This window comes from Pseudomonas sp. CCC4.1, assembly GCF_035019225.1.
GTDB lineage: Bacteria > Pseudomonadota > Gammaproteobacteria > Pseudomonadales > Pseudomonadaceae > Aquipseudomonas > Aquipseudomonas bubulae.
This window is the reverse complement of sequence record NZ_JASJWL010000012.1, coordinates 23,386-36,323: the sequence shown is the minus strand read 5'-3', so window position 1 is coordinate 36,323 and position 12,938 is coordinate 23,386. Positions and strand designations below refer to the sequence as shown.

Below are 12,938 nucleotides of genomic sequence, written 5' to 3'. Positions count from 1 at the left end.
CTCGCACGCCGTCAGTCTTTTTCCAGGGGTGAGAAATACAGCCGCCCCAGCCCACGCCAGGTTTTGCCCGTCCAGCGCTTGAACGGAATCTGCGCCAACAGCTCGCGAGCCAGGGCACGATTGCGGTTGGCCGTTTTCAGGAACATGGAATTGAGGAACTTGTAGCGCACCTCGTCGTACAGCGGGTGATCGCTGAACTGGGCATAAATGCGCAGAATGCTGTCGATCATGAACCGGTGGTTCTTGTACGAGTTGGTCGCGTGCTTGCGATAGCGCGCCATCACCACGTTCAGGCCGTCGATAAAGTACCCTGCATGGGTAATCTTCAGCTCGATATACAAGTCTTCCAGGCGAATGCTCGGGTCAAACCCCCCCACCTTGTCCAGTGCTTCACGGCGGATCATCAGGGTCGGCGCAGGCGGATACGGTTTGCGCTCCAGGAACATATCATCGAAGTCCAGGCGCCGGAACGGTACATCACGGCGCTGGCGTTTTTCCGGGAACAGGTTGCCATTGGCATCGATCAACTCGATATTGCCCGCGCAAATACCTACTTCCGGCTTGCCATCCATGTAGGCAACCTGCACCGCGATACGGTCCGGCATCATGATGTCATCGGAACCGAAGGGCACGATCAGGCTGCCCTTGGCCCGGGCAATCGCACCATTGAGGGTATTGGTCAGGCCCTGGTTCTGTTGCACTCGAAAGTCGAAACCATGTACCGCCTGCAAACGCTGGATACGCTCCACGCTGTCATCAGGCGAGCCGTCATCGATCACCAGCAATTCGATATTGGGATAAGTCTGATCCAGAACGCTCTGGATGCTTTGTTCTATGTAGGGCCCGTGGTTGTAGGAGGCGATGATCACCGTCACCAGGGGTTGCGAGTCAGTCATGGGTGTTCCTTACGGGCCTGGCGCAGGCCCGAGTCGATCAGGTCCAGATACTCCTGGCGGAATACCTCAATGTCGTGGTTTTGCTGCAAGTAGCGGAACGCCTGCTCGCCCTTGGCTCGCAAAGCGTCGTCCGACAGGGCCAGGTACTCGTCCAGCGCTGCGGTAAGCGTTGCCACGTCGCTGGGCTTCACCGCCAGGCCACCCGCCCCTTCAATCAGCGGCAGCATGGCCGGCACATTGCTGGCGATCACCGGCAAGTGCCCACTCATGCCTTCGAGCAGCGCCAGCCCCAGGCCTTCGGCCAGTGAAGGCATGGTCCAGATATCAAAAGCACGCACGTACTGCAGGGCGTTCTCCTGGAAGCCCAACAAATGCGCACGACCATCGAGCCCCAGTTGCCCGATCTGCTCGCGCAAACGCGACTCCTCGCGGCCGGCACCAATAATGGCCAATTGCGCGTTCGGGTATTTGTCTTTCAATGCCGCGAAGGCTTGCAGCAAAAAGCGGTGGCCCTTGATAGGCACCAGACGTCCCAGCGCGCCGATCATCCGCGCATCCTGATCGAGGCCGAGCTTTTCACGCGCCTGCTGGCGTGGCAGCTGCAGGGCTTCGGCCTGCTCGATATCGATGGCGTTGGTGATCGCGTAAGTATTGGCGTCGGTGAAACCGCACTGGCAGTCCAGCAGGTACTGTTTGACCGCAGGCGACACGCCGACAAAGCGCCAGTGCTTGTCGATCAGGCGCTTGGCCTGGCTGCGCCGGTAAAAACGGTCGTACTCGCCAAACCCGTGGGAAATACCCACGCACAGCGGGATTTTCAGCCAGCGGTTGAGCTGCAGCATCATGTTCACCGGCTTGAAGCGGTTGCAGATCACCACATCAAACTGCTCTTTGCGGCAGAACTTGTACAACGCCCACATGGCGCGCAACCGCATGCCCTTGAGCGACTTGTCGCTGAACTCGAAATACACCGAGTGGTCGGCCTTGCTCACTGGCTCGCCCGGCCCCGGGCGCCCACGCAAAAAGGCCGCCGTGATCTCGTAATGCTCACGGGGCAATGCGCGTACGATCTGCTCGGCGAGGTCGGCAAAGTCATGGGACTTGACGTTGTAGTCGGGCTGCAATTGCAAAACCTTGGAACGCTTCATAACTCTCCCCGGTGAAATCCGGTGGCATCAATAACCCAGGCAGGCTCTGCCGCCAGACGCTGGATTGCAACTGGATCGGGAGCAGGCAGCTTGGCCCACTCGTTACGCTTCCAGCACACGAAGTGAAAGTAAGGAAAGGTGTGATCGCCGTCACGATCGTTTTTCAATATGCCGTTTTTCCAGAACCACTTGCCCGGGAAATTTTCCGTGCCGTCATGCCACTTAATGCAGCCGCCGGGGGTACTGAAGGCCTCGGTAAACTCACTGGTGCGACGCAGCGGGTTGAACTTGCCCACCAGCTCGAACAGCGGTTTGGGCAGGTTCTTGCGCCACAGGAAGATCCGGCTGAAGGCACCTTCATCCAGCGCATGATGCTGATTGTCAGTAAAGCGCTGCTGCCAGTCCTTTATCCGCATGAACAGCTCGCGCTTGCATGACGTATTGCGCATCAGGCACAAATGCCCCGCGACCCGGCGTTCGTGGGTTGAAAACAGGTCATAGCGGGCCAGCCGCTCGGCGGTGAAATAACTGCGCAGGTCTCCGTACACCAGATCAATATCGCCGAAGGCCCAGAAATCATAGCCCTGCAGACGATCTTCGTGGATATAGCCCAACGCCGGCTTGATATCGCACAGTTTATAAGCCTCTTTGGGTGCGAAATTGATCTTCAGGCGCTCAGAAACCTTACGGCAATAGTCGGTAAAGCTGATCGATTCAACGGTCACATTGGCCGGCAGATTTTCAGGTACCCCACAGTCGCTGAAAAATAGCCAGTTAATATCGGGATTGTGCCGACAGCTTTCTAGGAAAAACGGCATCCAGAACGGCCACCGGCCGAAGTACGGGATCACAAATAAAATACGCGGTGATGGTTTTATCACAGGGAACTCAATGTAAAGGTCGAGATTAGGGTCAATGCCATGACCGCTTTTTATATGTGCTTATTATTTTAGTTGCCAAAACAGCTCATGACGCCTGACGGCCTTGCGGAAAAACTCATTCTCGCCATAAGGCGATGGCTTTCTGCCTGCCAGGAGTTGCTGTATCGATCGTCTAATCCTGCGCTTGAGCGCAGCCCGTGGCTGCAGGTCATGCATCATCCCCAGCGCCATGGCCTTGTCGCGTTGCTGTGCAAGGCTCAACGGCAGGCTGCAAGGGCGCAGGCAGAGCGTGGCATCGAACACCGGCGGCAAGGCAATGCCGTCACCGCTGTTACCCATCGGCCAGCGATCGTTGTCATGCAGGTGGTTGGCGTAGCCGAGCACCGTGGTCGGCTGCCACTCCAGGCCTTCAAGGGCCTCGATGACAGCGTCATGGGCACAGATATGGTCCGGGTGCGGGTCGATTGACGGGTGCGGAAGCACGATCACTTCAGGGCGCGCGCGCAGAATCAATGCACGCAAGTCGGCCAGCAGGTTATGCCAGGTCGGCGCGCCGTCCTGATCGGCGGGCAACGGGAACGGGTTGAATTGGCGGAATACGCGAATGTCGCTCAAATCGGCCTCGCGCGAGGCCATCGGCTGATCGGGAGCGCCCTGCATGGCGGGCAATTGCAGGCAAAAATAACCCAATTGCGCGCAATGGGCTTCAGGCACCCCGGCCCAGCGCGGTACGACCATGCTGTCCCACGCGCGCAAACGGCCCTTGAGGCGGGCGGCCTCTGCCCGTGGCAGGCCCATTTGCTGATAATGCCCGGCTTCGATTTCGCCAGCGGTCAGGGTCACGATCCAGGCTTCTTTGGCCTGGCTGTACAGGCCAAACGCGGCCAGCTCTGCATCATCGGCGTGGGGCGCAACAACCATGATCCGCTGCTGGCGATAATCGGGTTGACGGAAAATCCGCAGTTCAGGTTGGCCCAAAACGCGGCAGTAGCGCCCGCGCACACGCAACTGCCCCGCGACCAGCGCCTGCGCACAACCACTCACGTTCAGGTAGCGCTGGCCATTCACGCCACGCTCGAAAGTTTGCCGGTCCGCCGACTCGCCACCCGACAGTTGCACATACGGGTCAACAAAGCGTCCCAGCCAGCCACTTTTAACCTTGACCTCCAGGATCAGGGTTTCATCTCCTGCCAGTTGCAGCGGGTGCTCCGCTACCAGCTTGTCGCCCTCAAGGCGCACCGCCGGCTGCTCGCTGCCGGCCGGGAAGCTGTACTGGTAATCGTCCTTGGGCGAATAGAACAGATGATCGGCAAACCATGCTTCATGGGCCACCCAGCCCAGCACCGCCAACACCGGCGGCAACCACCAGGCCAGCAACACGCCACTGGCAATCAGCACCAGCAGGCCGATCAGCAGGCCAATACGCTTGTTGCGCCGATGACGCTTGAGAAGTTGCTGTTTGCGCGAGGCGGGTTGGCTCATGGCTAGGCTCTTGTGATTGATCTCTCGTGGGAGCGAACCTGTTCGCGATGCAGGCACTGCGGGATGTTAAAAAACGCAGTGATACCATCGCGAGCAAGTCCGCACCTACAAGATTTGTGTTTCAGACTTTGAACACGGGCACCGGGTTGCACCAACGCTCTTTGTATTCACGGTCGGCGCGGCCGAACGAGAAGCGCAAAGGCTTGTTGAGACTGCGGGCCTGCTCCCAGGCAGATTGGGTATTGATAAAACTCAACACGCTGCCAGGGCTGAATTCACGGGTCTGAGGGTCAACACCGCCATTGACGTACTCGACACTGATCCACTCGGGCGACTCAGCGCGGTACACCAATTGAATCGCTATCGGCGCATCGTTGAGGAAAATCACCGAGCCGATCAACAGCTCGCGCAACAGTTCGATGACCTCGGCCATCCGCTCGGCCCCTGTGGCAACAAAGCCCCAGCGGCGCAAAAACAGATCGCAATAAATGCTTGCCAGCTCAACGCTGGAAAACTCCGAAACCGGGCGCACTACCCCACCCGCCTCCTCCAGCAAACGCAGTTCGCGGCGCTGGTTGTAGCGGAATTTTTTCGACAGTTCTTCCGGCGTGCGAGCCATCGCCAACTGCTCGGCTTGCGGCAGCAGATTGCTGAAACGGCCCTCATTGAGCTGCGACAGGTAGCGTGCTCGATGACGCAAAGGCGCCGCTGCATCCGCAGCTGCGGGCAGGATCAGCTCGGCGTTGCCCAGATCGAACAGACCTTTTTTGCCATGACGCTTGAGCACATCCTTGGACAAGGCCAGATCGCGCCCCCAGGTCGGGATCGCCGCCTTCAGCTTGCCGTCCTGCTCCCAGGCAAGATAACGCACAGGAATACCGGCCAACTGCGCCAGACGTTCAACGACCATCGGGTGGGTAGCGACGCTGCCGCCAAAACGCTGCCAGGCATCGGCATAAGTGCCGGAATCCACAACGCTCCAGCCGCGCTCACGCCAGCCTTGAAATCGATTGAGCATCAGGACTCCGCAATCAGGTCGGTGACTTGCGCCAAGTGCCAGAAGGTATTGCGCACCGCCCGATCACTAAAACGTTCGTGCAAACGCTCAAGCATCAGTTCGGCGCAAGCCATGCGCTGCTCATCATCGAGTTGAGCCAGGTGCTGCAGGCCCTGGGCCAGATGCTCGGCATCGCCCAGCGGGAACAAAATCCCCACGCCCTCGACCACTTCTTTGGCACCGCCACAGGCCGTTGCCAGCAACGGCACACCGGCAGCCATAGCCTCAAGCAGCACCATGCCAAACGGTTCGTGATCAGAGCTCAACGCAAACACGTCAAAGGCCCTGAAATAGCGGCGTGCATCAGGCACCTGGCCCAAAAACAGCACCTGATCGCCGATCCCCAGCTCATTGCTCAGCTCTTTGAGATCCTCCTCCAGACGCCCCTTGCCCATAATGACCAGTTGGCTGTCAGTCGGCAGATTGGGCAACGCCAGGGCAAAACCGCGAATCAGCGTGGCCTGGTCCTTGTCCGGATGCAGGCGACCGACGTTGCCGACAATAAAGCCATCGACCGACAGCCCCAACGCTTCGCGCGCCGGGGTGCCAGACAATTGCCCGGCCTGGACCGCATCGATATCGATACGGTTATAGAGCGTGTTGATACGCCCTGATGGCCACTTGGGCAGGCACTTGCGCATGTCGTCACGCACCGCGTCGGAAACACCGAGCAGGCTCAGGCGCTTGCGAAACAGGTGGGCAAACAGTTTGCGGCTGCGACGCTGATAATCGCCAAACGCATGATGCACGCCGATCACCGGCAAGCCGGTGGCCAACAAGGCGATATAAATCGGCTTGAAGCGGTGGGCGATGCAAAAACTGAAATTGCGCGAGGCTGCGATCTTGCGCAGCCTGGCGATGGCACCCAGCTTCAGGCCACGAATGGCCCTGGAGCTGAATTCCATAAAGATCACTTCATCAGACGCACAGCCTGCTGCCACTTCAGGGTCGGTTGCTCCGGTCAGGAAGACCGTGGTGACCTTGTACCCGGTACCGGCAAACAGGCTCGCGTACTGGCGCGCACAGTCCAGGAACGGCCCGTCATAGCCGTGGCAGAACTGCAGCACATGACGCTCAGTCGAGCGATTCATAAGTCTCGGCGCCGTCTTTAACCACCAGGATGTCTTCCATGATCAGGTACTGCAGATCGGAACCGAAGAACATGTTCAGCGCGTCAGTCGGCGAGCAAACCATAGGCTCGCCACGACGGTTAAGCGAAGTGTTCAGCGAAACGCCGTTACCGGTCAGCACTTCCAGCGCCTTCATCATGTCGTAATAACGCGGGTTGTATTCGCGCTTGAGCACCTGGGCGCGGGAAGTACCATCTTCATGGACAACCTCCGGCACGCGGGTCTTCCACTCTTCAGCCACTTCGAAAGTGAAGGTCATGAAGGGTGCCGGGTGATCGACCTTGATCATCTGCGGGCCTACGGTGTCGAGCATCGACGGGCAGAAAGGCCTCCAGCGCTCGCGGAACTTGATCTGTTCGTTGATGCGGTCTGCCACGCCTTCGCTGCTCGGGCAACCGATGATCGAGCGACCGCCCAATGCACGCGGGCCGAACTCCATGCGCCCCTGGAACCACGCTACCGGGTTGCCATCGACCATGATCTTGGCGATGCGCTCCGGGGTGTTTTCGATGCGGCGGTAGGCAGGTTTGCCAGGGTGACGGGCACAGGCCGCGATCACGTCTTCGTTGCTGTACGCAGGGCCGAGGTAGACGTGTTCCATCTTCTCGACCGGCACACCGCGAGCGTGGGATACATACGCCGCTGCGCCGACTGCGGTACCGGCATCACCGGACGCAGGCTGTACGAACAGTTCTTTGACTTCCGGGCGGGCAATGATTTTCTGGTTCAGCTTCACGTTCAACGCGCAGCCGCCGGCAAAGGCAATCTTGCCGGTTTCCTTGAGGATGTCGCCCAGGTAGTAGTCGATCATCTGCAGAGACAGTTTTTCAAACAGCGCCTGCATGCTGGCCGCGTAGTGGATGTACGGCTCGTCGGCGATATCGCCTTCGCGCTTGGGGCCCAGCCACTCGATCAGTTTTGGCGAGAAGTAGAAGCCCTTGCCGTTCTCTTTATAGCGACGCAGGCCGATCACGTTGGCGTATTCGGTGTTGATCACCAGTTCGCCGTTTTCGAACGAGGCCAGACGCGAAAAGTCGTACTTGCTGGCGTCGCCGTACGGCGCCATGCCCATGACCTTGAATTCGCCATCGAGCATCTCGAAACCGAGGAACTCGGTGATTGCACCGTACAGGCCACCCAGGGAGTCCGGGTCGAAGAACTCCTTGATCTTGGTGATCTTGCCATTTTCGCCGTAGCCGAAGAAGGTCGTGGCGTACTCGCCCTTGCCATCGATGCCCAGGATCGCGGTTTTCTCTTTGAAACCCGAGCAATGGTAGGCGCTGGATGCGTGAGCCAGGTGGTGCTCGACCGGTTCGATCTTGATTTTCTTCGGGTCGAAGCCCAGCTGCTCAAGGCAGAACACGATCTTGTTGCGGTAGCGCTTGTAGCGCCGGTTGCCCATCAGGATCGCGTCAAGGGCGCGGTCCGGGGCGTACCAGTAGCGCTTGGCGTAGTGCCAGCGAGCCTTGCCGAACAAGCTGATCGGAGCGAACGGGATCGCCACCACGTCAACGTCGGAAGGTTTGATACCCGCTTGTTCAAGACAGAATTTTGCGGACTCGTAGGGCATGCGGTTCTTTGCATGCTTATCGCGTACGAAGCGCTCTTCTTCAGCCGCCGCTACCAGCTTGCCGTCGATATAGAGGGCTGCGGAGGGATCATGGCTAAGGGCGCCGGACAGGCCAAGAATCGTCAATGCCACTGGATTAGCCTCTTTTGAATGCAGGCAGGCGGCGGGCGCCTGAAAAAATGATGCGTTCCTCGCAGTTCGAGAAACAGCTAAAGAGCGGGATTATAGCGTAAAGACGCCCGCAGTGACCCTGCACGATTTGCCACGCCCTATTGCGCGCCCTCATCTGCAAAAAAATCGCCGGGGCACATATATGTAGCCCTAACACCCGAACGTTTTGGGATTTCCTGTGGATACACCGACGTACGCGTCAATAGACAGGAACGACCCCATGCCCAGTGCACTCGCTAACCTCAAAGACGCAGAGCGCGAACTGCTCGTGCTGCGCAATGCCTTGCCCAACCTTGATCTGTCGCTGGATCACTGCCTGCGGGTATTTTTTCCGCGGTTGCCCGCTGACACCTGCACCGACTTTCTTTTCATCAATGAAGAGATCGCAGCCCAGCCTGGCCAAAACCCCACTATCACCAGCCAGTCGGTGACTGCCCTGATAGACCAGTGCTACCTGACCGGCCAGATCCCGACCTTCGTACAGGGTGCCACCCGCGTCTACAACTACGCCTATACCCTTGACGAGGAGGATCGAACGGCCGGGGTATCCGCCCCTGAACTCGAAAAATACCTTGAGTTTGTCGTCCGCTCCCCGCAGTTGTGTGTGAGGGATGCCCTTAACGACTTCTGGCGCACACCCCACAAGGACCTCAATGGCCAAGCGCCCAAAGACTGGCTGTCGCAATTTGCCCACAGGCTGATCCGCGCAGAAGCCTCCGTGCGCCACGAGGACAGCACCTTCAGCCCCACCGCCCTGGACATGATCAATCAGGTACTCCCTGATGCCAGCCCATCTCCCGCGCCAAAAACGCCCGGCCCCTACGGCTTTTACACGCTGGCACTCAGCAGTCGTCTCATGCAAAGGACTGCAGTGCTGCACGGCGCCTTCGTGATTACCACGAAACACCTGCCCCTGATCTCAGCCAGCGTGCAGGACAAGCGCACTGCCCTGGATCCCACCCCGCGGCCTTCAGTGCTTTACCTGCCGAACACTGGCCTGGAAGTGTTCGATTCACTCGCCGCCCTCAGCCAGGAACTGTCGACCCGGCTCAACGATCCTTACCAGCGTGAAACACTGCTCACGTGCGTACTCACCGAAGATCGGGAGCGCGCCCTGGCCCATGAGCAAGTCGACTACAGCCCGGTTGCAGACAGCGCCATAGCTACCGTCTTCAGCGATCAATTGATCAACAAACAAAAAAGCGACATGCACCATGCCTGGTCGGTGGCACGCAATCTCAAGCAAGACACATCCCTCGATCAGCTATCCGACTGCGTCGACCAATCCCTGGCTGCAAGCCTGCCCCTAAATCCCGCCAACATACTGCGCGGGCGCTATACCCGATTGCTGGAAAGCCAATTGCCCGACTGGTTGAAGACTGCTTCAGACAGCCAAAAAACCCAGTGGCGGCTGGCCGTTGAGCGCCTGAATCACGAGCGCCTGGCGGCAGAATCCGATGACGCCCAACCCCTCAGCGAAATCGGCCGCAAACATACACTGCTGGGTTATGCCCGCCTTCAGTTACAGCAACAGATCAAAAAAGACCACGGCATAGACGTCGACCCGGACGAGATCTTCATCTCGACCACTGAAGCCCTGCGCACCGGCCCTTTGATCAACCCTGTCAGTGGTTCCGGGTTTCCTGCAGGCATGAGCCTGGGCAGAACCGGGCCGATCATCAGTTACCACACCACACGCCGTAGCCTGAGTGAGCTGGCGCTGTCCAATGTCGGTATCTGGGACGTCACTTTCGCCCTCACTGCACAAGTCAAGGATGGAGCGGGCCAGAAACATGCCGTGCTGACCAGCAGCTATCTGAAAACGCTGGTGCGCCAGCTGGATATTGGCGAGCGCTACAAAAAAAATCTCAAGGAGCTGCTGGTCAACTCCAGCCAGGCCCAATGGCGCAAGGAGCGCTATGTCGCTTTTAAGCAGGCACAACTGAACCTGGACTTGCTTGAAGCCACGCTGGCGGGTGCGCTGACCACCCAACAGGTGTCATGGGTCAGGGCTGCGCTTGAGCAGCCCGTAGAGAACAACCGTGCACAAATCAACGGTGAGCAGGTCAAAGTCCATCTGCTGATGTTGCGCTATAAACCACTACCGGGTTTGCTGGTGTTCAGCGCCACCGGCTCCGGGCAACTGCTGTGCTACACCCCCGGCGGGCCTGAGAGCCGCTGGTTCCTGGTTGCCAACTCACGCAACGAGCTGGGCCAGATCCTGTCACGGCCTATTTGGCGAGCCTATGTGATGCGCCACGTGACACCGGCGCAACAGCCGTATATCAAGCCGCTGTTGGAGCGGGGACTGAGCGAGGCCAATCTGCAACTGCAGGGCATCAGCCATGACCTGTTCGAAGCGTCCTACGACACCGAGGCCTTGCACGCCATCCGCGATGCTGACGAGCAGTCGACTTCTACCTGGGAAAGCAACGTAAACACTGCCAAAGAGGCCGTACTGACGGCAATCGACATCCTGTCTTTCGCATTGCCCACCCGAGTGCTGCTGCCCATCGTACTGGCGCGGTTTATCGCTCAGATCATCAGAGGCCTTGATGCCCTGCAGCGCGACGAAAAACACGAAGCTCTGCTGCACTTTATGGAGTCCATCACCTACCTGACTGACGGCGCCTCGGACTTTACCGGCTCAGCCGTATTCGGCAATTCGATACGTCAACGCGCAAAACAGCCCGTACCCTCGTTGAGTCCCGCTGCTGCCAGCCATTATCCCGGTGCCAGGCTCAGGCTGCGCACGGGGGATGAATACGGTGCAGGTGTGTATGAAGCGCCCACTGCCAATGGTCAGACCGCCTGCTACACCAAAAACACAAACGGCAGGTTCTATCGCAGCCAGTACGACAACCTGGACAACACCTGGCGCGCACTGGATGAGCGCAAACCCAACGCACCGTACAGCATCCCCTTGCGCGAACTCTCGGCCGGGCAATGGGATGTCGATCCAACAACCCCTTTGCTCAAACAAAAACCCGGCATTGAAAGGGTAATCGACAACGCGCGCGTCAGAGGCGTCGATCTCAGCCGCTACACCCCTGACGAGCAGGGCATCTATCGCATAGACAACATGCGATATATCAAGCAGGACAGCGACGTGTTCGAAGTCTACAGCAGCTGGCTGGGCCGCAACTGGTACTTGCAACCGCAATCGAGTTCAAGCGCTGGCGCAAGCGCCAGCTTCAAGGTCCGGCGCACCGCAGGCCGCTGGCAAATCAAGCACAGGCTGGCGGACAACAGCAAACGCTGGGTACCTCTGACCGGGCATCTCACCGAGTTGCCTGGCGATGTGCCCCACCTCAAATACAGCGACTACGACATGCCCGCCGAGTACCAGGAAGCACTTCGGGACATCACCGAGAACCATCGTTCAGTACTCGATGGCATCACTGACTTTATGGATTTTGCGTCCGAGCGCAGCCTTGCCCACCGGGCATTCAAGGAGCTGCGGATCAAGTTGCTCGCGGATGCCAAGGCCTACTTCCTGACAAAACCTGCAAAACCCCGGGCCACCCGCCCGCAATTACCTGGCAACGTGCAGGAACAAGCGTTGATCAACCACCTGTTCGAGCAGTCAGATGGCATCGTGTGGGGTGAAACCCACTCTCACCAATCGAGTAAAAAGATCCTGATCGACAACATGGCCGAGTTTGCCAGGCACGACGTAAAGGTCCTCTACATGGAGCACCTGCAAAGCGACCTGCACCAAAGCCTTCTGGATGACTACTTCCAAAGCGGAAAAATGCCCCTCAGGTTGAACAAATACCTTGAGGATCAGGATTTTGGTCATCAGATCAACCCCTCCAGCCGCCATACCTTCAGCCAACTGGTGCGCGAGGCCAGACGGCATGGCATCAGGGTTATCGCGGTTGACTGCTCGGCCAGTTACTACCCGAAAAGCACACCGAGCGAAACGCCCTGGCTAAACCGTTATGAAATGTTCAGCTACTTTGCCTCCCGTACGATTCGCGCTCATCAGGCCCAAAACCCAGGAGGCAAATGGATAGCCCTGACGGGCAACTCACATGCCAACACCTTTGAGGGCATACCGGGGCTGGCCGAACTTGAAGGGGCGATATCCGTGCGAGTATCGGATTCAGCCCCGGGCACCAGCCGCGGCTTGCGTCAGGACATCGGTGAAATCATCCCCGCGGATAACAAACATGCTAACTACCGCTTTTTGAAAAACGATTACTGGCTGCAAATCGACATTCCAGGCACAAAGCCCCATTTACCAGCCCTCTCCCCATCGCAAACCAATAACAGGCTACCGGTTCCGGGGTTCTTCCGCCTGGACAGCGCATCCCCTCAAGGCGCCCAGTTGATACATCGCTCAAATAACCACGAAATTGTGCATACCCCTTTGAGAACCGACGCCAATGGTCAGATTTTTATCGAACGTGAAAGCTGGCCAACCATCCACCAAAAACGCTACGACACCCTCAAAGACCTGATCCATGGCTTACAAGACATCAACATGACCCAAGTGCAATAACCCCGCGCCCGACGCTCATCACGTTCAAGACAGGGACGGCTCAGCGCGTCCTTGTCACTTGTTTTGCTGGATATCCGCACCTCAGCCGCTAAACTG

General features: G+C 58.4%; 8 protein-coding genes. 1 reads left to right on the top strand and 7 read right to left on the bottom strand.

The window, feature by feature from the left end:
* Positions 1-11 precede the first annotated feature (11 nt).
* From QN377_RS07505 to QN377_RS07475, 7 genes are all read right to left on the bottom strand, one after another.
* Complete coding sequence (locus QN377_RS07505; protein ID WP_095017695.1) at positions 12-896, bottom strand: glycosyltransferase; 885 nt, start codon at positions 894-896, stop codon at positions 12-14.
* On the bottom strand, positions 893-2,044 hold the full coding sequence (locus QN377_RS07500) for a glycosyltransferase family 4 protein (protein WP_095020184.1): 1,152 nt from the start codon (positions 2,042-2,044) through the stop codon (positions 893-895). Before QN377_RS07500 ends, QN377_RS07505 begins: the two co-directional genes overlap by 4 nt.
* Positions 2,041-2,925 carry a DUF6625 family protein gene (locus QN377_RS07495; RefSeq protein ID WP_170943714.1) on the bottom strand — a complete coding sequence of 295 codons (885 nt, stop codon included), beginning with the start codon at positions 2,923-2,925 and terminating at the stop codon, positions 2,041-2,043. Before QN377_RS07495 ends, QN377_RS07500 begins: the two co-directional genes overlap by 4 nt.
* Positions 2,926-2,988: 63 nt before the next feature.
* Complete coding sequence (locus QN377_RS07490; RefSeq protein WP_322214018.1) at positions 2,989-4,407, bottom strand: PIG-L family deacetylase; 1,419 nt, start codon at positions 4,405-4,407, stop codon at positions 2,989-2,991.
* Positions 4,408-4,528: 121 nt separating this feature from the next.
* Positions 4,529-5,425 (bottom strand): antimicrobial resistance protein Mig-14, encoded by an 897-nt coding sequence (locus QN377_RS07485; protein ID WP_095020182.1) that lies wholly within the window; start codon positions 5,423-5,425, stop codon positions 4,529-4,531.
* On the bottom strand, positions 5,425-6,555 hold the full coding sequence (locus QN377_RS07480) for a glycosyltransferase (protein ID WP_095020181.1): 1,131 nt from the start codon (positions 6,553-6,555) through the stop codon (positions 5,425-5,427). Before QN377_RS07480 ends, QN377_RS07485 begins: the two co-directional genes overlap by 1 nt.
* Positions 6,539-8,296 carry a carbamoyltransferase gene (locus tag QN377_RS07475; protein ID WP_095000915.1) on the bottom strand — a complete coding sequence of 586 codons (1,758 nt, stop codon included), beginning with the start codon at positions 8,294-8,296 and terminating at the stop codon, positions 6,539-6,541. The genes QN377_RS07480 and QN377_RS07475 overlap by 17 nt, the downstream gene beginning before the upstream one ends.
* A 259-nt stretch (positions 8,297-8,555) precedes the next feature.
* Between QN377_RS07475 and QN377_RS07470 the strand changes: the two genes are divergently transcribed.
* Positions 8,556-12,842, top strand: coding sequence for a membrane-targeted effector domain-containing toxin (locus tag QN377_RS07470; RefSeq protein ID WP_322214016.1), 4,287 nt, complete (start codon positions 8,556-8,558; stop codon positions 12,840-12,842).
* The last annotated feature ends 96 nt before the right edge of the window (positions 12,843-12,938 follow it).